This window comes from Acinetobacter sp. FDAARGOS_494 (assembly GCF_003812225.1).
GTDB classification, from domain to species: Bacteria; Pseudomonadota; Gammaproteobacteria; order Pseudomonadales; family Moraxellaceae; genus Acinetobacter; species Acinetobacter baumannii.
In genome coordinates this window covers 2100159-2124004 of record NZ_CP033866.1, presented here as the reverse complement: position 1 = coordinate 2124004, position 23846 = coordinate 2100159, and the positions used below count along the sequence as shown (strand labels likewise).

At 40.3% G+C, this 23846-nt stretch carries 26 protein-coding genes, 1 pseudogene and 1 riboswitch; of the genes and pseudogenes, 10 read left to right on the top strand and 17 right to left on the bottom strand.

Annotated elements, in window-relative coordinates:
* Positions 1-26: 26 nt before the first annotated feature.
* Entirely contained in the window at positions 27-923 is an 897-nt protein-coding gene (locus EG365_RS10270) for a LysR family transcriptional regulator (protein WP_000375494.1), read from the bottom strand.
* A gap of 112 nt (positions 924-1035) precedes the next feature.
* On the opposite strand from EG365_RS10270, the gene EG365_RS10265 reads away from it, so the two are divergent.
* Positions 1036-1791, top strand: coding sequence for an SDR family oxidoreductase (locus tag EG365_RS10265; RefSeq protein ID WP_000207252.1), 756 nt, complete (start codon positions 1036-1038; stop codon positions 1789-1791).
* A 50-nt stretch (positions 1792-1841) separates the two neighbouring features.
* On the opposite strand, the gene hemW is transcribed toward EG365_RS10265, so the two are convergent.
* Entirely contained in the window at positions 1842-2996 is a 1155-nt protein-coding gene (gene hemW / locus EG365_RS10260; protein ID WP_000279713.1) for a radical SAM family heme chaperone HemW, read from the bottom strand.
* 117 nt (positions 2997-3113) lie between these two features.
* Here hemW and EG365_RS10255 point away from each other — a divergent pair, with 117 nt between their 5' ends.
* Positions 3114-3575 carry a DMT family transporter gene (locus EG365_RS10255; protein ID WP_001984522.1) on the top strand — a complete coding sequence of 154 codons (462 nt, stop codon included), beginning with the start codon at positions 3114-3116 and terminating at the stop codon, positions 3573-3575.
* Between the two features lie 33 nt (positions 3576-3608).
* Complete coding sequence (gene abeM, locus EG365_RS10250) at positions 3609-4955, top strand: multidrug efflux MATE transporter AbeM (RefSeq protein ID WP_000073360.1); 1347 nt, start codon at positions 3609-3611, stop codon at positions 4953-4955.
* A 34-nt stretch (positions 4956-4989) separates the two neighbouring features.
* On the opposite strand, the gene EG365_RS10245 is transcribed toward abeM, so the two are convergent.
* Entirely contained in the window at positions 4990-6240 is a 1251-nt protein-coding gene (locus EG365_RS10245) for an acyl-CoA dehydrogenase family protein (protein ID WP_000205416.1), read from the bottom strand.
* A 33-nt stretch (positions 6241-6273) separates the two neighbouring features.
* The gene (locus tag EG365_RS10240) at positions 6274-7521 is read right to left on the bottom strand and encodes an SfnB family sulfur acquisition oxidoreductase (protein WP_000202654.1); all 1248 of its coding nucleotides are present in this window, start codon (positions 7519-7521) and stop codon (positions 6274-6276) included.
* 257 nt (positions 7522-7778) lie between these two features.
* Between EG365_RS10240 and EG365_RS10235 the strand changes: the two genes are divergently transcribed.
* From EG365_RS10235 to EG365_RS10225, 3 genes are all read left to right on the top strand, one after another.
* A complete protein-coding gene (locus EG365_RS10235; protein ID WP_001096918.1) occupies positions 7779-9077 on the top strand; it encodes an ABC1 kinase family protein in 1299 nt (432 codons plus the stop codon).
* A 100-nt stretch (positions 9078-9177) separates the two neighbouring features.
* Positions 9178-9432 (top strand): type B 50S ribosomal protein L31, encoded by a 255-nt coding sequence (locus EG365_RS10230; protein ID WP_001224256.1) that lies wholly within the window; start codon positions 9178-9180, stop codon positions 9430-9432.
* Positions 9433-9684: 252 nt separating this feature from the next.
* Positions 9685-10017: a HopJ type III effector protein gene (locus EG365_RS10225; RefSeq protein ID WP_000046495.1), complete on the top strand. Its 333-nt coding sequence runs from the start codon at positions 9685-9687 to the stop codon at positions 10015-10017.
* 135 nt (positions 10018-10152) lie between these two features.
* Here the strand turns inward: EG365_RS10225 and EG365_RS10220 are convergent.
* The 5 genes and pseudogenes from EG365_RS10220 to EG365_RS10200 all read right to left on the bottom strand — a co-directional run bounded on the left by EG365_RS10220 (position 10153) and on the right by EG365_RS10200 (position 13383).
* Positions 10153-10279: pseudogene (locus EG365_RS10220) on the bottom strand (hypothetical protein).
* A gap of 166 nt (positions 10280-10445) precedes the next feature.
* A complete protein-coding gene (crcB, locus tag EG365_RS10215; protein ID WP_000291738.1) occupies positions 10446-10826 on the bottom strand; it encodes a fluoride efflux transporter CrcB in 381 nt (126 codons plus the stop codon).
* 124 nt (positions 10827-10950) lie between these two features.
* A riboswitch (Fluoride riboswitch) is annotated at positions 10951-11017 on the bottom strand.
* Positions 11018-11061: 44 nt separating this feature from the next.
* A complete protein-coding gene (locus EG365_RS10210) occupies positions 11062-11472 on the bottom strand; it encodes a GFA family protein (protein ID WP_000075984.1) in 411 nt (136 codons plus the stop codon).
* Between the two features lie 77 nt (positions 11473-11549).
* On the bottom strand, positions 11550-12755 hold the full coding sequence (locus EG365_RS10205; RefSeq protein WP_000066760.1) for a TIGR03862 family flavoprotein: 1206 nt from the start codon (positions 12753-12755) through the stop codon (positions 11550-11552).
* Positions 12745-13383 carry an SAM-dependent methyltransferase gene (locus EG365_RS10200; RefSeq protein ID WP_014466029.1) on the bottom strand — a complete coding sequence of 213 codons (639 nt, stop codon included), beginning with the start codon at positions 13381-13383 and terminating at the stop codon, positions 12745-12747. Before EG365_RS10200 ends, EG365_RS10205 begins: the two co-directional genes overlap by 11 nt.
* A gap of 87 nt (positions 13384-13470) precedes the next feature.
* Here EG365_RS10200 and EG365_RS10195 point away from each other — a divergent pair, with 87 nt between their 5' ends.
* A complete protein-coding gene (locus tag EG365_RS10195; protein ID WP_001138289.1) occupies positions 13471-13665 on the top strand; it encodes a DNA gyrase inhibitor YacG in 195 nt (64 codons plus the stop codon).
* Here the strand turns inward: EG365_RS10195 and EG365_RS10190 are convergent.
* The 5 genes from EG365_RS10190 to EG365_RS10170 all read right to left on the bottom strand — a co-directional run bounded on the left by EG365_RS10190 (position 13662) and on the right by EG365_RS10170 (position 18071).
* Positions 13662-14306, bottom strand: a complete 645-nt coding sequence (locus EG365_RS10190; RefSeq protein WP_000942274.1) for an MBL fold metallo-hydrolase — start codon at positions 14304-14306, stop codon at positions 13662-13664. The genes EG365_RS10195 and EG365_RS10190 overlap by 4 nt on opposite strands.
* Positions 14307-14329: 23 nt before the next feature.
* Entirely contained in the window at positions 14330-15346 is a 1017-nt protein-coding gene (gene hemH / locus EG365_RS10185; RefSeq protein ID WP_000007331.1) for a ferrochelatase, read from the bottom strand.
* Between the two features lie 73 nt (positions 15347-15419).
* Positions 15420-16424, bottom strand: coding sequence for a DUF4062 domain-containing protein (locus tag EG365_RS10180; protein ID WP_000887662.1), 1005 nt, complete (start codon positions 16422-16424; stop codon positions 15420-15422).
* Positions 16425-16544: 120 nt separating this feature from the next.
* On the bottom strand, positions 16545-17411 hold the full coding sequence (gene murI / locus EG365_RS10175) for a glutamate racemase (protein WP_000125341.1): 867 nt from the start codon (positions 17409-17411) through the stop codon (positions 16545-16547).
* A gap of 48 nt (positions 17412-17459) precedes the next feature.
* A complete protein-coding gene (locus EG365_RS10170) occupies positions 17460-18071 on the bottom strand; it encodes a DUF1285 domain-containing protein (protein ID WP_000248028.1) in 612 nt (203 codons plus the stop codon).
* A 186-nt stretch (positions 18072-18257) separates the two neighbouring features.
* On the opposite strand from EG365_RS10170, the gene EG365_RS10165 reads away from it, so the two are divergent.
* Positions 18258-19970, top strand: coding sequence for an electron transfer flavoprotein-ubiquinone oxidoreductase (locus EG365_RS10165; RefSeq protein WP_000400008.1), 1713 nt, complete (start codon positions 18258-18260; stop codon positions 19968-19970).
* Positions 19971-20065: 95 nt separating this feature from the next.
* Here the strand turns inward: EG365_RS10165 and tusA are convergent, their stop codons facing one another.
* Positions 20066-20323, bottom strand: a complete 258-nt coding sequence (gene tusA, locus EG365_RS10160; protein ID WP_000003406.1) for a sulfurtransferase TusA — start codon at positions 20321-20323, stop codon at positions 20066-20068.
* 184 nt (positions 20324-20507) lie between these two features.
* Here tusA and EG365_RS10155 point away from each other — a divergent pair, with 184 nt between their 5' ends.
* Complete coding sequence (locus EG365_RS10155; RefSeq protein WP_001154809.1) at positions 20508-21347, top strand: HlyC/CorC family transporter; 840 nt, start codon at positions 20508-20510, stop codon at positions 21345-21347.
* A complete protein-coding gene (lnt, locus tag EG365_RS10150; protein WP_001203086.1) occupies positions 21344-22903 on the top strand; it encodes an apolipoprotein N-acyltransferase in 1560 nt (519 codons plus the stop codon). Before EG365_RS10155 ends, lnt begins: the two co-directional genes overlap by 4 nt.
* Before the next feature lies 1 nt (position 22904).
* Here lnt and EG365_RS10145 read toward each other — a convergent pair whose 3' ends face one another.
* On the bottom strand, positions 22905-23243 hold the full coding sequence (locus EG365_RS10145; protein WP_000434938.1) for a tRNA-binding protein: 339 nt from the start codon (positions 23241-23243) through the stop codon (positions 22905-22907).
* A gap of 144 nt (positions 23244-23387) precedes the next feature.
* The gene (locus EG365_RS10140) at positions 23388-23732 is read right to left on the bottom strand and encodes a hypothetical protein (protein ID WP_000643174.1); all 345 of its coding nucleotides are present in this window, start codon (positions 23730-23732) and stop codon (positions 23388-23390) included.
* Positions 23733-23846 lie beyond the last annotated feature (114 nt).

Below are 23846 nucleotides of genomic sequence, written 5' to 3'. Positions count from 1 at the left end.
ATTGTTATCCTATTTTCTTTTTATGACTAAAAGATGACGATACATTTGCGATTTAAAACTTCCCCCACCCAATTCATAAAAACTTCTAGTCGCTTTGGAATATAACTCCTGTTGGGATACAAAATATTAAGTGGAAGCGATGGTGCACTGTAAGCACTCAGCACCTCAACTAAAATCCCCTGTTCAATTTTATCCTGAACATCATAATAAGGAAGTTGAATAATTCCCAAACCTGCACAAGCAGCGGCGATATAGGCCTCGGTATTGTTCACACTTAAAGCACTATCCATCATCACAATTCCACCTTGATATATAAATTCTCCCTGCTTTTCTCCTACAGCTCCTGCGTAATTAATTAATTTATGCTGTTCAAGATCATTTAACTGCTCAGGAACACCATAATCTTGTAAATATTGCGGACTGGCACAATTCACCATCACTAAATGACCAATAAATCTTGCAATTAAACTGCTGTTATCTAGCTCTCCTACCCGAACAACACAGTCAATTCCCTTTTCAATTAAGTCAGTCAGGTCATCAGAACTATTGAGCTGTAAATGAATATCCGGATAACGATGATAAAAATCAGGCAGCTCAGGAATAATCACTTGATGCACAATCCGGCTAGGCATCGAAATCTTTAATGTGCCCCTATAATGCTGTTTTTGTGTCTGGATCAACTGTTCTAATTGTTCATAATCAAACAACAGGTTTTGGCATTCTGGCAATATTCGTTGGCCATCTTGAGTAAGACTGACTTTACGGGTAGTACGATGAAATAAGCGTACTCCATAGTGAGTTTCTAACTGTTGAATGGCACTCGTTACTGTCGAGCGAGGTAAATCAAGCTGATTTGCTACCTCACTAAAGCTTTGTCGTTTAGCGACTTCTGTAAAAATATAAAATTGCTGCAACCGATCCATTTTAATTGTTCGTATTTTCTGAATAGTTAAACCAAACTAGCATAATTGATCACAAATTAGTGCCAATCTAGACTTAAAAACACTAAAACAAGTCATCATAGGAACAATCATCATGACAACTCATAGCCTCAAAGATAAAGTTGTATTGATTACTGGCGGTGCTAAAAACCTAGGCGGACTCATTAGTCGTAAATTTGCAGAACAGGGTGCAAAACTCGCAATTCATTATAATAGTTCGGAAACTCAGGCAGATGCAGAGCAGACCTTAGCAGATGTTAAAGCATTGGGTGCAGATGCAATTCTAATTCAGGCAGATCTAACTCATATTGAAAATATTGAAAAACTGTTTATAGATACGAAACAACATTTTGGTGGTATCGATATTGCGATTAATACCGTCGGAAAAGTCCTTAAAAAACCGTTTTTAGAAACCACCGAACAAGAGTTTGATAGCATGAGTGATATCAACTCAAAAATTGCCTATTTCTTTATTCAATCGGCGGGTCGACATTTAAATAACGGCGGAAAAATCTGTTCCATCGTAACTTCTCTTCTTGCAGCTTACACAGGGTTCTATTCAACCTATGAAGGTTTAAAAGCACCTGTTGAGCATTACACCCGCGCTGCATCGAAAGAATTTGGAGATCGCCAAATTTCTGTGACTGCTGTTGCACCGGGACCAATGGACACACCATTCTTTTATGGTCAAGAGTCTGCCGAAGCAGTCGCTTACCATAAATCAGCTTCAGCTTTAGGTGGGCTTACTAAAATTGAAGATATTGAACCTCTAGTTCGCTTCTTAGTCACCGACGGTTGGTGGATTACAGGTCAGACGATTTTCGCAAATGGTGGTTATACCACCCGCTAAAATTACAAAAGCCGTATCTCATCGTGCGGCTTTTCTTTATAATGCATTGATTATAAGAACTCTTCGAGTACCGAGTTTAAGAAAATATGCCCCTGCTCTGTACAAGCCAAACGATCGCTATCCTCTACCAATAACTCTCTCGAACGCAATGAAGTAAGCAGATCATTTAAATCATCTAAACTTAAGCCTGTACGCTGTTCATATAACTCAGCTTTTACCCCATCATTTAAACGTAAAGCGTTCATCATAAACTCAAAAGGTAGTTCATCTGCTTCAATCTTTTTCATTTGCAAATGTTCGGCTGGAACCTTAGCCAAATAGTCTTTCGGTAAACGAGTCTTTTGAAAACGATATACACCATCTGGTCGGGTTACTTTGCCATGTGCTCCTGCACCAATCGCAAGATAATCACCAAATTGCCAATAATTTAAATTATGAGCTGAAGGCTGCTCTTTACGCCAAGCTGACACTTCATAATTGATAAAGCCATTTGCTTTTAGATAGGCTTCACCTTGCTCTTGAATATCTTCTAACACCTCATCTTGAGGTAAAACAGGTTGTGTTCGGAAAAATACAGTATTTGGTTCAATGGTCAGTTGATACCAGCTGATATGTGTTGCACCCTGCTCTACAGCCGTCTTTAAATCATAAAGTGCTTGCTCTAGTGTTTGTTCTGGCAAGCCATGCATCAAATCGACATTAACTCGCTTAAAACCTGCTTGTCGTGCCTGCTCAATTGCATCCATAGCATTGTTGGCTGAATGAATACGCCCAAGCTTTTGCAGGTGATCGGTATTAAAAGTCTGTACACCAATCGATAAACGATTAATTCCTGCTTCTAAATAGCCTGCAAACGGGTCATGTTCTAGTGTTCCCGGATTAGCTTCTAAAGTAATTTCACAGTCATCTTCAAAGTTAAGCAGCGATTTAAGCTGTTCAAATAGCCATGCATAACCTTTAGCAGAAATAAGTGAAGGTGTTCCACCACCAATAAATACACTGTGAATTGAACGTCCTTGTGCCATCTCGACTTGAGTTTCAAAGTCGGCTACCAATGCTTTTAAATAAGTTTGCTCGAGTTCTGCCGAAAGCGCACCATCAGGCACCGCATGTGAGTTAAAGTCGCAATAGGGACATTTACGCACGCACCAAGGCATGTGGATATATAAAGATAAAGGAACAGAAGCAGGATTTAATACGGCCAAGGAACAGGGTCCAATTTACACAATATTTCTATTTTAACATGACTGCATCAATGGGCTTATGAAAACATACCTTAATTGCTTTAGACTGTTTTTAAACATACTTAAATATTGATAAAAATGATGAAATTCTCTAGTCAACTTTTCCTGATCTTACCCTTAGCTATGGGAATCGGTGTTGCCATGGCTTTTCAGACTGCAATTAATGCTCAGCTTCGTGAGCAATTACACTCACCTTTGCAAGCAGCATTGTTATCATTTTTCATAGGTACTATCGTCTTAGCCATTATGGTGTTCTTCCAAAGTGCCGAGAAACCGAGTTTAAGTGAAATATCCAATATTCCATGGCTTCTCTGGACCGGAGGATTTCTTGGGGTTTATGCAATTAGCATGAGCATTTATACTGCACCTAAGCTTGGTTTTTTAACCTTTACAGGGTTAGTCGTTTTTGGGCAATTGGTCATTTCTATGTTACTTGACCATTTTGGCTGGTTAGGTACCGAAAAGACACCTGTTACATGGCAACGGTTTCTAGGTGGAGTGGTCATCTTTGTTGGTGTATTACTTACCTTGCAACGCTAGTTTCATTTTTTATATTTATAAAGAGTACCTTTTGTGTCGAATGTCACGTCGTTTCGGTCTGAATTAAAACAACTCTTCCATTTAATGTTACCTATTTTAATTACGCAGTTTGCTCAAGCAGGGTTCGGGTTAATTGATACCATTATGGCTGGGCATTTATCTGCTGCAGACTTAGCCGCGATTGCGGTAGGTGTAGGCTTATGGATTCCAGTCATGCTCTTGTTCAGTGGTATCATGATTGCAACCACACCATTAGTGGCTGAAGCAAAAGGCGCTAGAAATACAGAACAAATTCCAGTGATTGTCCGCCAATCATTATGGGTTGCAGTAATTCTAGGGGTATTGGCAATGCTCATTTTGCAGCTTATGCCATTTTTCTTACATGTGTTTGGCGTACCAGAAAGTTTACAACCTAAAGCCAGTTTATTCTTACATGCAATTGGTTTGGGTATGCCCGCTGTAACCATGTATGCAGCGCTCCGAGGCTATTCCGAAGCATTAGGCCATCCCCGCCCTGTCACGGTCATTAGCTTACTAGCCTTAGTGGTTTTAATCCCGCTTAACATGATTTTTATGTATGGCTTAGGACCAATACCTGCTTTGGGTAGCGCAGGCTGTGGTTTTGCAACATCTATTTTACAGTGGCTGATGCTCATTACGTTAGCAGGCTATATTTATAAGGCTTCGGCTTATCGAAACACATCTATTTTTAGCAGATTCGATAAAATTAACCTGACTTGGGTTAAAAGAATTTTACAGCTTGGCCTGCCAATTGGTTTAGCTGTGTTTTTTGAAGTGAGTATTTTTAGTACAGGGGCATTGGTCCTTAGCCCTCTAGGAGAAGTCTTTATTGCCGCACACCAAGTAGCGATTTCAGTCACTTCGGTATTATTTATGATTCCACTTTCTCTTGCCATTGCTTTAACTATTCGCGTGGGGACGTATTATGGTGAAAAGAACTGGGCTTCCATGTACCAAGTACAAAAAATTGGTCTAAGCACAGCAGTATTTTTTGCTCTATTGACCATGTCTTTTATTGCTCTAGGCCGTGAACAAATTGTCTCGGTTTATACTCAAGATATAAATGTTGTGCCGGTTGCCATGTATTTGCTCTGGTTTGCAATGGCATATCAATTAATGGATGCCCTACAAGTTAGCGCTGCCGGCTGTTTAAGAGGTATGCAAGATACTCAGGCACCGATGTGGATCACTTTAATGGCATATTGGGTAATTGCTTTTCCAATCGGTCTTTATTTAGCGCGTTATACCGATTGGGGCGTAGCTGGTGTGTGGTTAGGTTTAATTATTGGTTTAAGTATTGCCTGTGTTTTATTGCTCTCACGACTCTATTTGAATACCAAACGTTTAAGTCAAACCTAATAAAAAAGCCGATGAAACATCGGCTTTTTTTATTTTATGCAGACTTTGCCCGTGGGCTTGCTCCAATTTGCCAGACAAAAGGTAAATCCGTACGGTTTACTTCCCAATCTCCAATTACTTTTTCTTTGTAAATAAGCGGATTATGTGAAGCCACAGTCCGAGCATTACGCCAGAAACGGTCAAGTTGTTTCACTTGGCTACTCGCCGATGCCCCTAAGGCATTAAATAACTGGCTTGTTAAATCGAGTACTAGATTAGAAATCACCACCTGCCCTTGTGCCGACTCAAGCTCGGCATCTACATTGAATTGATGCTCTTTCACTTCGGATTCGGCAAAATGACTTTCATAGGCTTTTTGCAGTGCCTCAGCGGTTTTTAACGTAATTGCTTCACTTGCATACGCTTGAGCTGAGGCTTTGCCGACCACTTGTAAAACTTGTGGGTCGTGACGAACCAAGTCACCATTACCATGACTAAAAATACGTTTACGTTCACGAATTTCCTGACTAAACGTCTCAACCGCGGCACGCGCAATACCCGTTAAAGTTGCAAGATGCACCACCTGATAAAAAGCGGTCTGATATTTAAAACGTTGGTCAAATGGAATAAGGTGTGAAGCTGGCAAATGAACCTGATGTACTTTTAAAGTACCACTGCCCGTTGTCTTTTGACCAAAACCATCCCAGTCATCAATCACGCTCACCCCTGTTTCATGGCGGTAAATAGCAGCAATCACATGACGGTCATTTACTTCATCGTAAGCAAATAAATCAATCCAGTCTGCAAAAATACTTCCTGTTGAATAGTACTTTTCACCATTTACCACCAAGTTACCCGAAGCGTCTTTGGTGACACGTGTAACGACATCACCAATCTGTACGTTTCCAACTTCTGTCCACGCATTCCCGACTAAATCACCTTGTACAAAGCGCTGAAACCAGACTTCCTGAGAATGCTCTTTATGAGCAACCAAGCGGTCTTCAACAAATGCAAAATGACCTCGTAAAGCTTGCACAATATTGGAATCAGCTTCTGCTAACTCTGCCAAAAGCTGGAACAGTTGAGGTAATGAAACCCCATCTCCACCATATTTACGGGGTATTCGTACAGCGCCCAACTTGGCTTCTTTTAACCACTGAATCGGCTCAAAAGGCAAGATTCGCTCTTTTTCCCGTTGAATTGCACCTTGTGCAATTTTTTCGAAAATGGGACGGAATCTGTTTGCAACCTTTTCGTAATCAGCACCGACCGACAGTTCTTCTAATTCAATTTGAGCTGTTGTCATCGTTATTCTCCTAATTTTGTTTTTTCTTTCAATTTAGCTCCATGCATGACGAGGTGGCTGAACCCCATTGAGATAATAGTTACCAACAATGTGATATTTCCAACGCACAGGGTCATGCAAAGTGTGGGTACGGGCATTGCGCCAGTGACGGTCAAGGTTGAGTTCAGATAAAGTAGAACGCGTACCCGATAACTCAAAAAGTTTATTGGCTGCCAAAATAGCAATTTCTGTGGTGAGTACTTTTGCCTCGGCAACCAATAGAGTGGCTTGGTTTACATGTTCTTCGGTGGTGTTGGCAATGGCCTGATCAATTGCATCTCCAGCCAAATCCAATACCGCTTCTGCTGCACGCAGTTTGATTTTTAGGTCACCAATATTTGCAATGGTGTAAGGGTCATCACTGGCTTTTTCTAGACCTGAATCAATCCATGCACGGCTATGGTTTTTAACATATTGAATCGTTTCTTCAATTGCACCACGTGCAATACCGGCATCGACCGCAGCCTGAATAAACTGAGAAATAGCACCTGCTGGTGTTGGGCGCTCAAATGCTTGGTAAATTGGAACTAGATATTCTTCACGTACTGGCACCTGATTCAGCTCTACCGTGCCGCTAGCTGTAGTACGTTGTCCAAAACCAGACCAGTCATTAATAATATTGACCCCAGATGTTTCACGTGGCACAAGTGCAGCATAAGGTTGCCCTTGTTCATTTATAGCAACAATTGGAATCCAATGTGCGAGCAAGGCACCCGTTGCAAAGAATTTCTTGCCATTAATTTCATAACCATGCTCGGTCTTTTGAAGTTTAGTCGTGAGGTCCGCGACTGTCTTACTGTGTTTTTCGGAAAATGCATTGCCAAAACGAATTCCTCTTAACACCAAGTTAAAGAAGAACTGTTGCTGTTCAGGTTTCGCATCTAGTCTTAAATGTTCAATAAAAGCCAAGTGGTTTTGAGGCAACTGAGCAAGAGAAGGGTCAACGCTCGCAATTGTTTTGATCACTTCCGCTAAAGTTCGGTACTTGACTTGCGCCCCACCAAATTGCTTAGGTACTGTAATGGCCCACAGGCCACTTTGTGAGAACTGTTGAATTTCATTTAAGGGTAAACGGCGCTCTCTATCTCGATCTGATGCTTCTTGGGCAAACTCTTGAGCAAGTTGCTTGGCAATCTCTATTGCCTCTTCATCAGAACGAATAATATGTGCGTCTTTTGACTGCTCGAATACAGATAAAGGAACCGCTTGAGAGCGCCCATAGGACGAATTTAGACTGGTCATAAGTTTTATTGTCTCTATTTCTTATTTAACATGCCCTTCACCTTAGCACTAAAAAAACAGCGACTTTATAGATATTAAAGCTTTGTTTATGAAATGAATCTTCAAAAGCTTTTCATATTTTTTACTATAAAAATAACATTTTGTTTTTCGAAAATTTTCTTACAGGAGATAAACAATTTCTTATAGGCTTTTTAAGTTTTGTCACCTATGATCAAACCTAGGCAATATTATGTTGTAGTCAATGAGGTATCGAAGATATGGCAAAGAATGCAAGTTCACCTGGCAAACGATTTATGAAACTTGCAGGAATGACCGCGAGCATTGCAACAAAAACCGTTTCTAACTCGATTCGAAACCTGACTGCGGATGAAGAACAGAAACTGGCTGCAAAAACAAAATTATTTCAAGATATCGGACTTCAAATTGCAGACACCTTGGGAGAAATGAAAGGTGCGGTCATGAAGGTCGGGCAAATTGCATCGCAATATAAAGACATCTTCCCGCCCGAAGTCGCCAAAGCGATATCAAAACTACAACGCCAAGCTCCAGCTATGCCTTTTGCAGCGATTCAGCAACAAGTTGAACGTGAGCTTGGCAAACCGCTGAATGTTGCCTTTAAATCTTTTGAACAAGAACCTTTTGCTGCTGCATCGATTGGGCAAGTTCACAAAGCTGTTCTGCCAAGTGGCGAACAAGTTGTGGTTAAAGTTCAATATCCCGGTGTTGATGAAGCCTGTGAAAGTGACTTAAAACAAGTACGTTTAGCCCTTCGCTTAATGGGTGTACTTAAAATTGATAAAAAGTTGCAAGATCAGCTTTTTGCAGAGATTCAAGATAGTCTGTCAGCAGAGCTTAACTATGAAATTGAGGCTCAAAATCTTGAGGTCTTTAAAACTTTTCATAGTAAATTAGACGACAAAATTATTATCCCGACTGTTTATAAAGATTACTCTTCAAGACGAATTTTGACTTTAAGCCTTGAACAAGGTGACAGCATTGAAACTGCGAGTTCTTGGCCTATCGAAATTCGAAACACAATTGGCCGTCGTTTAATCCGCGCTTTGGGTCAGGAAATGTTCTTTTTAAAACGTTTTCACTGTGACCCTCACCCAGGTAACTTTGCCTTCCGCCAAGATGGTAGTGTCATTATTTATGACTATGGCAGTGTTAAAACACTTTCCAATGAAATTGTGTATAGTTTCAAACGATTAGTGAATGCAGCTCGCCATGAAGATATCGACTTAATTGAAACAGAATTACTCGAACTACATTCACTAGCAGAAAAAGGTAAATTCCCGAGCGATCTTTATAAACTCTGGATTGAAGTGTTGTTGCGTCCACTTACCACAACCTATGATTTTGCAGAGAATTCATCCCATCATGATGGCATGTTACTCGTGAAAAAGTCTTTAAAATATTGGGATGTCTTTAAACCTTCACCAGATACATTAATGGTTAATAGAACCATTTCAGGACACTACTGGAACCTCATTCACTTAAAAGTACATGACAATCTAAACGATCTATTTGAAGAGCTGGTTCCACCTTCTAACTAACTTAATTTACTTATCAATGTAGCCTTTTAGGGTTACATTGACTTATTAATTGTTATGTTATAACATTTCTTTAATCAAAAATAATTTAGGACAATTTCTCATGCGTAAAGATATTCATCCTGCTTACCAACAAGTGTTATTTCATGACACCAATGCAGACGTGTACTTCTTAATTGGTAGTACCATTCAGACTAAACAAACCAAAGAATATCAAGGACAAGTCTATCCTTATGTGACTCTTGATATTTCAAGTGCATCACACCCGTTCTACACAGGTGAAGTACGTCAAGCAAGTAATGAAGGGCGTGTTGCAAGCTTTAACAAACGCTTCGCTCGCTTTAATCGTAAGAGTTAATCTTACGTTAAGTTTTAACCAATACACTTAAACCATTGGAAGCCTAAGACTCATCTCCTCCACTTAGGCTTCTTTTTTTATGTGCATTTTTTAATGATTTTCTAAGGTGTGTATAAAGTTAAACTTATCCACAATTTTCACAAGAACGCTTCTGATTTTTCTCAACAACCCATCATTTTTTATAGCTCTCAAGCTTTCAAAACATGTATTCAATGCTATGCTTAAGCCCCATTTGATAGGAAGTTTAAAATTATGGCACAAGAGTTACTTGCCCAATTACAAGCAGGCACAGCAAAATTTTCAGATGTTTTAGCTTATATTGAAGCACGCTACCAACATACTCCAACAGCTTTTCAAAATGGCGCACAGCATAACGCTGCAACTGAAAATCAAGGCAGTGCGAAAGTTTTCTCTTTTGCCAAGTTACAAGGTTTAGACCAAGCACAAACTTTAAGTTTATTTGCAGAGCACTACGCATCTGTATTGGCTACCCCAGAGGGAACTGACCACCAAAATATTCGTCAGTTTATGCAAAATGGTTGGGATGGTGTGAAGTTTGAAGGTCAAGCTTTAACTGAAAAGTAATTAAGAATTTGTGAATACACGAGGGAGTCTTACCGTTTATTCTCAAATGAAAGTAGCTAATTCTGTTACTTTGGTTTTGCCCAAAGTAACCAAAGGCATTTGTCATCAACAGAACCTGTTCCCTGTTTACACTTATCAACTATCTTGCAAAAACAAGATATAGCTGATTTCAGTCAGGCTGTTGATGACTTTAACGCGTATCAAATCCCAAAAATAAATCAGAAGTTTTTAATTCGTCATTTACTATCGTGACAAGCGGCATGGATGCCGCTGTTTTGCTGTGCTACATGGATGTAGTATCAGCGAAACAGAAGATTTTTGCTTACTTTTGATCTTTCAAAAGTAAGGTATGCCTATACAAATGCTCTTTGAGAATATCGTAAAACGGAGGCCGTGCCGTATATCTCGTTCCTTAAACATCCCAATAATCAGTTGCCCGCTACCCAATAATAAGTCGCCAACCCCAAACACGTAAAAATTAACGACCCAATTAAATGAATAGAAATAGCCAACATCGCCATTCCCCACTTACCACTTTGCAATAAGGTGACGATCTCAATTGAGAAAGTTGAGAATGTAGTTAAAGCACCACAAAAACCTGTGATTACGAAAAGTTTATAGTTCGGACTTAAATCACTATGAGCAAAATAAGCCATCGCAAAACCAATAATAAAGCCACCGGCCAAATTAACAGTAACAGTACCCAACGGAATTTGCGGATAAATCGGGTTGAGTTTTAAACCTAAAAGCCAACGCAACCACGCCCCGAGCACTGAACCTAAGGCAATTGAAAGTAAAGGATAATACATAGGACCATCCCTTTAGTGAGATGCTAAAAGAGCAAACAAAAATGATGGGAAACGTGACATGGCGCACTCCAAAAATAAGCAGAGTACGCAATAACCTACGTACCCAGCGCTATAAATACATGAGGGTAACGTAGGCATCATTAGCCAATACGGCGGTTTTTCAAGGGAGGAATGCCATCTCCCTGTTTTAGGTATATTAAATCATCTAAGATTTGATTAAAACATACTTTTTAAATCATGGACGTTCATCGTATTGCGGTAAATCGTCATGGATACATTCCCACTCTGCCTTTGAAGCAGCAAAAATATGCATAGTCGGTTTTTGGTCTAATGGTGTATCTAGAGTCCCAATTCTTAAACGATACAGTTCAGGCTGAGCATCACGCGAGCTAATAAGCGGTGAACCACATTCGCTACAAAACCAACGGTACACACCATTCACAGCAAATTTTTTGACAAGGTCTTCACCTTGCGTAATTTTAAAATCTGCACTGTTGATAGGAGCATTCGTTGCAAATGCTGTTCCATTGGATTTTCGGCAGCGTTGACAATGGCATTGGATAATATCTCCGATATCGCCTTTAATTTCATAGCGAATACCCTGACATAAACAACTTCCCTGATAGACTGGCGATGCTTGAGACATACAATTCCGACTCCTATTATTATTGGTCGCTCAAAAATAACACTTTTCACATATCAAACATAGCACCGAATTCGTTGTTATTTCTCTAAGAATGAATGCACACCTTCACCAGCTGCTCGTCCCGTAGCAAAGCATGCTGTCAGCAAATATCCCCCTGTAGGAGCATCCCAATCTAGCATTTCGCCACAGCAAAAAACTCCTGAAGTTTGTTTCAGCTCTAAACGTTCTGTTAATGCATCTTGCTTAACACCACCAGCACAGCTAATCGATTCTTCAATAGGCCTAAAGCCATCTAACTTAATTTGAAGTGCTTTCATTTTTTGCGCCATCGTCTCTGGTTGACTCCATAGTGCTTTATCAACCACTTCTCTAATTAAGTTAATTTTAGCTGTGTCTAAGCCTGCTTTACGCCAGATATTGGTGAGAGATTGTTTTTTGCTAGCCTGTAACTTTTTAACTAACTGTGTAAGCTCTACATCAGGCAATAAATCTAAAAATAGATTTAAGCTTTTTCCTTGTTTTTGTTGTTCTCGTAAGGCGCGTCCGAGTTTATAAATGACCCCACTTTCTAAACCGTAGTGAGTAATCACAATATCACCATGAGTAACTTGGCTGGGTTCAACCCACGCATTGATACGCTTTAAAGGCTCACCAAAACAGCTTTCCATAAAAGCTGACCAAGTATGCAATACCCCTGCATTACTTGCTTGAAAAGGTTCAATACTAGATTGATCCATCCATTGTTGCCAAGCACCATCACTGCCCAATTGAGACCAAGATACAGCCCCACAAGCCAACACAACCGCATCGTATTGTTGGGTAAAGGTTTCAGTATTCTGTTTATTTTGGTTTTCAAAAGTCACTGTTGTACCATGCAAATTAATACAACGATGACGATAAAAGAATTTAACCTGCTGTTCTGCTAAACGTTTTAACCAAGCGCGAAGTAAAGGAGCAGCTTTCATTTCAACAGGAAAAATACGACCGGAACTACCCACATACGAGTCTATTCCCAATCCTTTCATCCAGTTCTGAATCCAGACTGCATCCCATTTTTCAACCCACGGTTTGAGCCATTCTGCATGGTCATAACGTTCAATGAACTGGGGTAATGGTTCAGCATGCGAGATATTTAGCCCTGTTTTACCAGCCATCAGAAACTTACGCGCAGCCGAAGGTTTTTGCTCAAACACATCAATTTCATAAGCATACTGACTCAGTACCTCAGCTGCCATTAACCCAGCCGGACCCGCACCAATAATGGCAATCTGCTTATTCGACATGTGTTTGCCCTTGTAGCGGTGCAAACTCATCAAAACGAGTTTTATAACCTTCAGGCTTAGTCATAATGAGCTGCTGACAAAGCTCACCACGCTCTAAATATTTAATTTCAAAATGGGTACGTGCAGAGGTTTGAGCAATTTTTTCTTTTTGGTAAGGCAGCTTCCACACATTTAATAACTGTTGTTCAGCTTCTTCAATATATTCAGGAATATTACTTGCCAAAGTAATGGTTCCACCTGTTTTCAGACGTGATAGCAGGAACTCAAAAAATGGCATGTTCAACCAGCGTTGTGCCGGATTATGAGGTTCTGGGTTCGGATAGAGGATAAAGAAATGTTCTACTTGAGCAGGATATAGAGCATGTACAACCCAAGGTAAAGCATCTGCATGTACAGGCACCAAGTTGTCTCGTGGTTCCAAACCATGCTGCTTTTGCATGGCCAAGAATTTTTCTCTAGTTCGTTCAATTGCATATAACGTGTGCTGAGGATTTTGCCCACTAAATAGCAAAGCATGTTTACCTTTGCCTGCCCCAATTTCCACACAAATCGGAGTATTTTCAATTGGGGTAAAATCGCGAGGCGCTTGCATACGTTGTGCTTGAAATTGACGAATCTGCATAATCACATCAAACTAAATAAAAATCGGCACAAGTCTAACAAGTCACCTGACTTTTGCCTAATCTATTTCTCTTCACTTTGAGGTTACTGCTTTATGCCACGTACATTTCCCTGCCCACGCTGTGGTGAACCAAGTGTTTGGGAAGGTAATGAATTTCGCCCGTTTTGTTCTGAACGTTGCAAACTTATTGATTTAGGCGCTTGGGCAAACGATGAATATAGACTGCCTACCCAAGATGCTCCTCAGCAAGACAAGGGTAGTCAGCATGAAGATGATTATGAGGATTAACCCGCTTTACTTGCGACAAACGGGTTAAATTGTTTTTCATAGCCAATGGTACTCATTGGTCCATGCCCTGAAATAAACTGGGTTTCATCTGGTAAGCTAAAACACTCACGCTGAATTGATTCAATCAGTTGATCATGATTACCACGTGGAAAATCTGTTCTTCCAATTGAGCCTTTAAACAGGACATCGCCAGTCCAGAGTAAACCATGATTCTTGTTATAGAACATGACATGACCTGGTGTATGTCCTGGTGCAAAACGCACTTCAAACTCATCTTCACCCAGTTTTAGCACTTCACCGCCTTCAAGCCATTGATCGACTTTTACAGGCTGTGGGATTGGAAAACCATAACGGGCCGAAACTTCCTGAATCATATCTAGCCAGAACTGATCTTCTTTATGCGGACCAACAACAGGAACACTCCACTCTTTTGCGAGTTCACCTACAGCCCCAGCGTGATCTAAATGCCCATGAGTAAGCCATAACGCTTTTACTTTTAAACCTAAGGCTTCTACTTCTTTCTTCAAAACAGCAGCATCACCGCCTGCATCAATCAAAACTGCTTCTTTTGTTTCACTGTCCCAAACTAAAGAACAATTTTGAGCAAAAGCAGTAACTGGAACAATTTTGACTTGCAGCATAAGAACCTCTGGCTAAAACGCAATTAACGGTGGGCTAAGGTATGGGTAAGGGCATCAAGATTAGCCTGAACTAAACCTGCAAGCAAATCAATATGCGCTTGATCACTGTTTAAAGCAGGAATGTAAGCATAGCTTCCGCCACCAGCTTGCTGAAATAACTCAGCATTTTGAATAGCGAGCTCTTCAAGCGTTTCCAAGCAGTCAGCAGAAAAAGCTGGGCTTAAGACCTGAACAGACTTAACGCCCTGCTTCGCCCAATCTTGTAAAAGTTGATCAGTATAAGGTTTCACCCATTCTTGTTTGCCAAAACGTGATTGGAAACTAATTGCCCATTCATCATCTTTTAAATGCAAAGCTTCAGCGACTAACTTTGCGGTAATACGACAACGGTCCGCATAAGGGTCGCCTTTATCTGCATAAGGCTGTGGAATACCATGAAATGACATCAACAGCTTTTCAGGTTTGCCATGTTGCTCTTGGTAAGCTAGAACACTTTCTGCCAACGCCTGAATAAACATTGGATGTTGATAATAATCTTTAATAATGGTCAGACCCGGCAAATTTCGCTGAGTAGGAATCCACTTAGCAAATGCGTCGTATAACGGTGCTGTAGAAGTGGCTGAATATTGAGGAAATAAAGGCAATAAAATGACATGCTCTTGCGGATTAGTCGCCAGTTTTTCTAAAACTGCATCAATACCCGGATTACCATAAGTCATAGCGGGCAACACAGTTAAATCAAACTGTTTATTTTCACGCTCTAAATAAGCCTGCACACGTTGAGTTTGCTCAAATACAATTTCACGCATTGGTGAGTCGGTAGACCATACCGAAGCATAGGCATGTGCTACTCTTTTTGGGCGAAAAGGCAAAACAAACAGATTTAAAATAATCCACCAAATGAATTTTGGAATTTCAATTACACGTGGATCAGATAAAAACTGCTTTAAAAAACGGCGCACCGCTGGGACGGTTGCCTCATCCGGTGTGCCTAAATTCGCTAAAATGACAGTAACTTTCGGTTTTTGTTCAAACGACATGTGTAAATGCCTTTCAATTCATCTTATGACACTAATGTAACAGCTTTCATGGTCATATCTAAATTGAATCGCTCTAAGCTTTTAATCGAGTACTCCGATGATTCCATTTATAACTGAGCAAGAGCTTTTGGGCTTTGGTCGTTACTTTCCATAAACTATGTTGTTGATCAATCTTGGTTGGAACAATCCAGCCTTGTGATTGCATTTGCTTTTTAATACGAAACAGGGCTTTATGATTAATTTGTGCACCTGCCACTGCATGTGCTCTAGGCAACTCTTGGCGAGCGTCTTCTAACCCGTCCTGATTTAAATACTCATTGAGGCAAGTCCCAAAGTTCTCTTCTGGCATGGCTGTCTCAAAATGTTTAGCCAAAATACTTAACAGTTGAGACCAAGTCATTTGTCTCTGGCGCTTAAGCTCTTTAAAGTTGCCATCTTGAAAAGCCTGAATTTGATATTCAAAAGCAAAAACATCTTGCGGTGCCACTTCATTTGCTTGAATTGATGACTCTGATAACTGTTGTTCTAATTGTAAAATTTTACTTTTTAATCGATTAATTTCATCTTCCAAATGATGCGCTTGGCGTGCAGGCACCCAACCTTGTCCCATATATTGTTCAACCATTAAAGGCATATTTAAACGGACAGCAAGTTCTAAATCACGTGGGCTTTTAAAATAAAAAATATGATTCGCTTCATGTAATAACTTTTTTCGGAATGCCAGAAATTTCTCTTTAAGCTGCGGATGAGTCTCTTGTAAATGCATATCACGACTTTCAGGTTGTTCATGCATAAAGACGACAATGGGCTTCGCCCGACTTAACGCATATTCATACTCTAAAGAAAAATAACTCGCCCCTGAAATTGATTGCTCCCCATACTGACTACCCAGCAGCAAAACAACATAATCCGATTCATCAATTTGCCGACGGGCAAGTGTCGTTGTTAGAGGATTTCTATATTCTAACCCCCAAGCAAAAAATCCCATATTGACTAAAGTTTGGGAAAGAACCATACGCTCAGGTTGCATCTCGCGACCTGAGGTTGAAATAAAAATCTGATAGCGTGTATCGAGCATAGCAATACCCTTATCGCCCCATAATCTTGATATGGCCTGAATCAGCCAAGATTATGAACCGCCCCAAATAAGAAAAATAAATATAAAAAAACGCTTTCTTCTGAATGCCTACAACAGAGCTCAACTCAGATTGTGCAGCGTCCATGTCAATTCTTGTGGAATCATATTTTGTAAAACAGGTTGTAATGCATCTGCATTATTACCACTTACATAACATTCAATACGTGCAACATTCTGACGCATTTGGTCACATAATAACTCATTTTTTATTAAAATACGGGCTGTTTGTCGGGCAACTGCCAATCCCGAATCAACCAGTGTGAATTGGTTATCAAAAAGATAATGAATGGCTTCATTTAAAAAAGGATAGTGCGTACAACCAAGTACCAAATAGTCCGCGCCTTGCTCAACTGCAGGTTGTAAAACTTCTCTTAATGCATTTAAACAAGCAGGGCTCATTTGCTGCCCTGCTTCTACACAAGGGACAAGCTCTAAACTCGTTAGAGTCATCACTTTAACACCCGCTGGAACAGCAAACTTTTCGACAACATCCTTAATGAGTTGTCCACGAAAAGTAGCTGGTGTCGCCAATACTGCAACCACTTTAGAACGAGTTTGTAATACTGCAGGTTTTAGTGCCGGTACCAAGCCAACAATCGGGAAGTGTTCGCCATAATGTTCTCGTAAATGATCAAGGCTAAATGCGGAAGCCGTATTACAAGCTACGACCGCAATTTTACAACCCTGACGATATAACCAGTCGACGGCACGAGCCGTTAGCTCTCTGATTTCTTCATCAGAGCGAGGACCATACGGAACATAGGCTGTATCTGCATAATACACAATACGTTCGTTTGGCAAATATTTGGCAATTTCTGCTGCAACCGACATACCTCCAATACCTGAATCAAAAATACCAATTGGGGCATCTGCTAATGCTTTAGGCATAGGTTCTAATTCAGTAAATAAAGGCTGTATGGCTGTCATGGCAGTACTAGAGAGTGTCGGAAAATTTCACTCTATAAAGCTTAAACCTCAAGTGCCTAATTGCAAGTGCAAATTACCACTTTTTAACTGCAAAATGGTTTCGCCTTTATCATTTTCGACCAGTGTTCCATAGTTCACGAGATGATAGAAAGCCTGACGTTGAATAAGCGCATTAATACCAAATCGAACATGGACATAAGGACGCAACTCCCCTGCATATTCCCGCATAAAAATCGGGTGTTCTGCATCAACTAAAATCACATCCTGATTGGTCGTCGTCAGTTGTAGAAACTCATCACCTGAAATTTCAATCTGATCTACCTGATTGACTAATAAAGGTTCATCTTCAACTTCGATTTCAATTTGTTCTACAGGGGTTTTCAGGTAGAATTTACCCTCTTCTTTCCATAGGACTTTGGTAAACAAATCCAATAGGGCTTGGCGCTTGATTAATTGACCTTCGTGCCACCATTCTCCATTGGCTTTCACCGTTAAATCCATTTTACCGCAATGCTTTGGATGCCATTGCTCTAAAGGTGGGATTGACCTTTTGTGACTTTGCTGTACACCTTTTAAGTATTGTGCAATGTTCATTAAGTTTTTATCATCAGATAACGGTATTTTTCCCATATCCGATGGGGAATTATTTTGATTTACCATAGTTTATGCCTTGCTGACGAAAAAATATGACGACTCAGCCAATTGGCTAGATCATGGTTTAAAACTATACTAGCCCAAACGATAAAAGGCACAATAGCATATTTGCGCCTATGGATTAAAACACTCACGGCAGCACCGGATGATCTGACATTACGGTTGCCACCTTTAAGTATTGAGGAGTCCTACATGGAACACATCGAACGTGAATCGATGGAGTTTGACGTTGTCATCGTAGGTGCAGGACCTGCAGGTCTATCTGCTGCGATTAAGATCCGTCAATTAGCGATTGAAAATAACTTACCCGATCTTTCAGTTTGTGTAGTTGAAAAAGGCTCTGAAGTAGGTGCGCATATCTTATCTGGTGCTGTACTTGAACCGCGTGCTATTAATGAACTTTTCCCGAACTGGAAAGAAGAAGGCGCGCCTCTTAACGTACCTGTAACTGAAGACAAAACATTCTTCTTGCTTTCAGAAACTACCTCTAAAGAAGCACCTCACTGGATGGTTCCTAAAACCATGCACAATGACGGGAACTATGTTATCTCGCTAGGTAACGTTGTTCGCTGGTTAGGTCAAAAAGCTGAAGAATTAGAAGTTTCTATCTTCCCTGGCTTTGCTGCATCTGAAGTGCTTTACCATGAAGACGGTACTGTAAAAGGTATTCAAACTGGTGACATGGGTATTGGTAAAGATGGCGAGCCTACACATAACTTTACTCCGGGTTATGAACTTCACGCTAAATACACTCTCTTTGCTGAAGGCTGCCGTGGCCACTTAGGTAAACGCCTAATTGCAAAATATAATCTTGATAAAGATGCAGATCCTCAACATTACGGGATCGGGATTAAAGAACTTTGGGAAATCGACCCAGCAAAACATAAACCGGGTCTAGTGATGCACGGTGCTGGTTGGCCATTGTCTGAAACTGGTTCTTCTGGTGGTTGGTGGTTATACCACGCTGAAAACAACCAAGTGACTTTGGGTATGATTGTGGACTTGTCTTATGAAAATCCACACATGTATCCATTCATGGAAATGCAGCGCTGGAAAACTCACCCACTCATCAAACAGTATTTAGAAGGTGGTAAACGTATTTCTTACGGCGCACGTGCTGTAGTGAAAGGCGGTTTCAACTCTTTACCTAAATTGACTTTCCCGGGTGGTTGCTTAATTGGTGATGATGCAGGCTTCTTAAACTTTGCGAAAATCAAAGGCTCACACACTGCCATGAAATCAGGCATGTTATGTGGTGAAGCTGTATTTGAAGCAATTGCTGCCGGAGTTGAAAAAGGTGGTGATCTTGCGGTTGCTCGTGTAACCGAAGGCGAAGATTTATTCGTTAAAGAATTAACTTCTTACACAGACAAATTTAACAACAGCTGGTTAAAAGAAGAGCTTTATAACGCTCGTAACTTTGGCCCTGCAATGCATAAATTTGGTCAATGGATTGGTGGTGCATTTAACTTTATTGACCAAAACGTCTTTAAAGTGCCATTCACTTTACATGACTTGAAACAAGACTTCGCTGTATTGAAAACTGTTGATGCAACGAGCTTCAAGCCAACTTATCCAAAACCAGATGGCAAACTGACATTTGACCGTTTATCTTCTGTGTTTATCTCAAACACTGTACACGAAGAAAACCAGCCAGCTCACTTGAAGCTTACTGATCCTTCAATTCCAGTGAACGTAAACTTACCAAAATGGGATGAGCCTGCGCAGCGCTATTGCCCTGCTGGTGTTTACGAAATCATGGAAAATGATGACGGCTCTAAACGCTTCCAGATTAACGCAGCGAACTGTGTTCACTGTAAGACCTGTGATATTAAAGACCCATCTCAAAATATTACTTGGGTAACACCTGAGGGTGGTGGTGGTCCGAATTACCCTAACATGTAATTCCTTGCGCCGCTTTAGCTGCGGCTCATATCCTAAGATGTAACAAAAAGCCCCGATTATTCGGGGCTTTTTATTCATTTACATATCGAACAACCTTACCCTTTCTGTACCAGATAACGGTATTCTTTATGGTTCTGCTCATCTAGAACTTCTTCTTTTAATAGGAGTTCGTGTCCCAAATGCATACAAAACTTAGGGATATCCCAAGAAGTCGAAGGGTCAGTCGCCAACACTTCAACAACATCTCCTGATTTTGCTTTGCGAATCGCCTGATGCAGCATCATGACAGGTTCCGGACAACGTAAACCACGCGTATTAAGTTGTACAGTAGGTGAAATAGGTTGTTCTGACATAACAAACTCGAACAAATAGAATTTTCATATTTTAGCATAAACCCATCACTGTCTTATGAACTGTAACTGGCGTTTACATAACAATATGTGTTTTGTCTTTTACTTTGTTTTATAGATGCATAAGGGCTTTTTCTTCGGTATGATCAGTGTATTCATTTGATACATTGAGTCTTTAGGAAAGATCATGCAAGAGGAACCGAGTCCGTCGTGGGGTATGCGAGGCTTACGAAAGTGGTTAGGTACAGCGCCAGAAACCCGAGATGAATTATTAAAACTAGTCCAAAATTCACGTCGTTTTTTAGAACCTGATACTGTTGCCATGCTTGAAGGTGTTCTTGACCTTCCTGCTACAAAAATTCGTGAAGTCATGACGCCACGAACAGCAATGATCAGTATGCAAGAAGATGATCAGTTACTTGATATTCTTCACGTATTGGTTGAGTCTGCTCACTCACGTTTTCCAGTTTTCTCAGCTGACCAGCCTGATAATGTTGTTGGTATTTTACTGGCAAAAGATTTACTACCATTTTTGACTGAACCAAATACTAAATTAGATATTGGCTCGCTCATGCGTCAGCCATTATTTGTGCCTGAAAGCGCACGTTCAGATCAAGTTCTTCGTATGCTTAAGCATACCCAGACCCATATCGCGATTGTGATTGATGAATATGGATCAACAGCGGGACTGGTCACGCTTGAAGATATTCTTGAAGAGATCGTTGGTGAAATTGAAGACGAACATGATACTGCGGATGAAGATGCACAGTACATTGTTCCAGATAACGACCATACAATAGCGAATGCATGGATGGTGCAGGCACTTACACCAATTGAACACTTCAACACTGTTTTAGATGCTGATTTTTCTGACGATGAAGTAGAAACTGTCGGCGGTTTATTGCTTCAAGAAATTGGTCTAGTTAGTGATTTACAAGGTCAGACTGTTGAGCTTGGAAATTGGTTATTTACGATTGTTGAAGCAGATGCCCGCACTATTCATCTGATTCGAGCTGTACGTCAATGAGAGCATACTTTGAAAAGCTGTTAGATTCTTCGCAACAACAAAAACAGCTTCCTTTAATTTTTCCATTGCTCATTGCTTTATTTTCAGGTGCCGTGTTCAGTTTTGCACTGGCACCTTATTATTGGTGGTGGCTGGCAATTTTGTCTCCTGCTCTACTCTATGCGACATTGCATAACCGCTCAGCCAAACAAGCATTTGCAATTGGCTGGAGCTATGGCTTTGGTTTATGGTTTGTCGGGGCTTTCTGGCTCTATACGTCGATCCATGTATATGGCGATACCAATGCTTTTCTAAGCGTATGTATGATTGCTGTTATGGCCCTTGTGATGGGTTTATTTACAGCATTTCAGACATGGATTTATCGACGCTTCTTCCCTGAAACACCGCTGACTTTCGCCCCTCTCTGGATTATTTTTGAGTGGGCTAAAACTTGGGTATTTACTGGTTTCCCTTGGCTGTTTGTAGGTTACGCTTTTACTGAACGTTTACTCGATGGTTATGCTCCGCTATTTGGTATTTATGCAATTTCCTTTGTAGTAATTGTATTGGCATGTGCTTTAGTTGAAATTCTACGTAAGCGTATTTTCTGGATTATCCCTGCTGCCCTATTGGTTTTGGGTGCATGGGGAGCATCATATATTCAGTTTGTACAACCTAAAGCGGCTAAACCGCTTAGCGTTTCGCTCATTCAAGGTAACATTCCACAAGATTTAAAATGGCTAACTGAATATCAAGTTAGAACATTAGAAATTTATGCTGGTTTGACTCAATCTGAATGGGGCCGTGACCTCATTGTATGGCCTGAGTCTTCAATTCCACTCTTCCAAACCGACATTGAACCGTTTTTGGATGCAATGGATGCACAAGCTAAAAAGAACCATACCGCTTGGGTAACTGGCATACCTTATTGGGATGTAGCGAAATCGCATCAAGTCGGAAGTCCACTGTATTACAACAGTATTATGGCCTCTGGCAGCGATTCAAGCGGCCTTTATAAAAAGCAGCGTCTCGTACCTTTTGGTGAATATATTCCGCTGTCAGGTTTGCTTTCTTGGGTGTTACCAGCCATGCAAAATGATATTAGCATGAGCGGTTTTACACGTGGTGAGAGTGATCAGAAACCACTTTTAATTAAAGGGCACGCGCTTGCGGCTGCAATTTGTTATGAAGTGGCTTACCCGAATCTGACACGTCGTAATGCAGAAGATAGCGACTTTTTGGTAACTGTATCTAACGATGCTTGGTTTACGGGTACTGCTGGGCCTTGGCAACATTTACAAATGGTGCAGATGCGTGCGAAAGAAAATGGTCGCTGGTTTATTCGTGCAACTAACACAGGAGTAACAGCGTTTATTGATCAAAATGGTCATATCACTGAACAAGCACCGATTGATAAAGAGTTTGTCTTGAGAGGCGATTTACCAGCCATGCAAGGTCAAACTCTCTATAACCGTCTAGGTGATTATCCAATTTTAGGTTTTGCAATATTACTGCTGGTTTTAGGTTGGATCTATCGTCCACGTAAAGTAGACGTGTCTTACAAATCACGTCGCTAAATTATAATAACTTTGTACCCAGAGGTACTTCAAACTCTGGGATACAAAGTGCTACATCCCCATCTGCATTATGAAACCCTGTTACCAAACATTCCGATTGGATAGGACCAATTTGTTTCTTAGGGAAATTCACTACCGCAACAACTAATTTACCAATCAAATCCTGCGGTTGATAAAGTTTAGTAATCTGTGCACTCGATTTACGTACACCCAATTCTTCACCAAAATCTACATGCAAAATATAGGCAGGTTTTCGCGCCTTTTCAAAAACCTCAGCTTGAATAATTTTACCAACGCGCAGTTCTACTTTTAAAAAGTCATTCCACTCGATTTGTTCCATTTCATATTTCTCATCTTCTTAAATTGCTGATTTGAAGCATATAATATGTACAAATGAAGAAACACCCTGTTTTAAGTCCAGTTAAAAAATAAAACGTAGATGTTGAGTCTACGTTTTATTTAAAAATTCTGTTTTAAAATAAGATTAAAAAGCAATCGATAATTGCAAAGATAAATAAGCAACTAAACTGGATAAAAAAACCATCGGCACATAACGATAAGCTTTAAAAAGCAATTGTTCGTATTTAGAAGCCATCTGTTTAGTTTGCCATACACTCGTTTTTAATGCGGTAAAGAAGCTCACCATTAACCAAGCGCTTACAATACTTAAGGCAAAGAAACCAATCATGATTTGGCTACTTCCCTCAGTACTCAACCATAGCTTTAATGAAACTTCAGCAATAGGTAATAATGCTAAAATCAATAGGACAGATTTAAGCATCGCCCAATGAAACTGATTCAGCTCATCAAGTACGAGAAATGCTTTCATTTAATCTCTCCCATTCATTGAATAAAGTGCTTTTTATTTATTATGCAAAGCTTTTATTTAAATATATAGCTTATTTTCTCTTATATTTTAACTTTCTTGTAACTATTAAATATG

Bases quoted from the DNA above. Each gene is read 5' to 3' on its own strand.
- EG365_RS10195 (WP_001138289.1), top strand. From the start codon at position 13,471: ATGCCACGTACATTTCCCTGCCCACGCTGTGGTGAACCAAGTGTTTGG.
- EG365_RS10165 (WP_000400008.1), top strand. From the start codon at position 18,258: ATGGAACACATCGAACGTGAATCGATGGAGTTTGACGTTGTCATCGTA.
- EG365_RS10230 (WP_001224256.1), top strand. From the start codon at position 9,178: ATGCGTAAAGATATTCATCCTGCTTACCAACAAGTGTTATTTCATGAC.
- murI (WP_000125341.1), bottom strand. From the start codon at position 17,411: ATGACAGCCATACAGCCTTTATTTACTGAATTAGAACCTATGCCTAAA.
- hemH (WP_000007331.1), bottom strand. From the start codon at position 15,346: ATGTCGTTTGAACAAAAACCGAAAGTTACTGTCATTTTAGCGAATTTA.
- EG365_RS10245 (WP_000205416.1), bottom strand. From the start codon at position 6,240: ATGACAACAGCTCAAATTGAATTAGAAGAACTGTCGGTCGGTGCTGAT.
- EG365_RS10270 (WP_000375494.1), bottom strand. From the start codon at position 923: ATGGATCGGTTGCAGCAATTTTATATTTTTACAGAAGTCGCTAAACGA.
- EG365_RS10145 (WP_000434938.1), bottom strand. From the start codon at position 23,243: ATGGAACAAATCGAGTGGAATGACTTTTTAAAAGTAGAACTGCGCGTT.
- tusA (WP_000003406.1), bottom strand. From the start codon at position 20,323: ATGTCAGAACAACCTATTTCACCTACTGTACAACTTAATACGCGTGGT.
- EG365_RS10225 (WP_000046495.1), top strand. From the start codon at position 9,685: ATGGCACAAGAGTTACTTGCCCAATTACAAGCAGGCACAGCAAAATTT.
- EG365_RS10265 (WP_000207252.1), top strand. From the start codon at position 1,036: ATGACAACTCATAGCCTCAAAGATAAAGTTGTATTGATTACTGGCGGT.
- EG365_RS10235 (WP_001096918.1), top strand. From the start codon at position 7,779: ATGGCAAAGAATGCAAGTTCACCTGGCAAACGATTTATGAAACTTGCA.
- lnt (WP_001203086.1), top strand. From the start codon at position 21,344: ATGAGAGCATACTTTGAAAAGCTGTTAGATTCTTCGCAACAACAAAAA.
- EG365_RS10155 (WP_001154809.1), top strand. From the start codon at position 20,508: ATGCAAGAGGAACCGAGTCCGTCGTGGGGTATGCGAGGCTTACGAAAG.
- EG365_RS10190 (WP_000942274.1), bottom strand. From the start codon at position 14,306: ATGCTGCAAGTCAAAATTGTTCCAGTTACTGCTTTTGCTCAAAATTGT.
- EG365_RS10205 (WP_000066760.1), bottom strand. From the start codon at position 12,755: ATGTCGAATAAGCAGATTGCCATTATTGGTGCGGGTCCGGCTGGGTTA.
- EG365_RS10255 (WP_001984522.1), top strand. From the start codon at position 3,114: ATGATGAAATTCTCTAGTCAACTTTTCCTGATCTTACCCTTAGCTATG.
- EG365_RS10240 (WP_000202654.1), bottom strand. From the start codon at position 7,521: ATGACCAGTCTAAATTCGTCCTATGGGCGCTCTCAAGCGGTTCCTTTA.
- crcB (WP_000291738.1), bottom strand. From the start codon at position 10,826: ATGTATTATCCTTTACTTTCAATTGCCTTAGGTTCAGTGCTCGGGGCG.
- EG365_RS10170 (WP_000248028.1), bottom strand. From the start codon at position 18,071: ATGGTAAATCAAAATAATTCCCCATCGGATATGGGAAAAATACCGTTA.
- EG365_RS10180 (WP_000887662.1), bottom strand. From the start codon at position 16,424: ATGCTCGATACACGCTATCAGATTTTTATTTCAACCTCAGGTCGCGAG.
- EG365_RS10140 (WP_000643174.1), bottom strand. From the start codon at position 23,732: ATGAAAGCATTTCTCGTACTTGATGAGCTGAATCAGTTTCATTGGGCG.
- EG365_RS10210 (WP_000075984.1), bottom strand. From the start codon at position 11,472: ATGTCTCAAGCATCGCCAGTCTATCAGGGAAGTTGTTTATGTCAGGGT.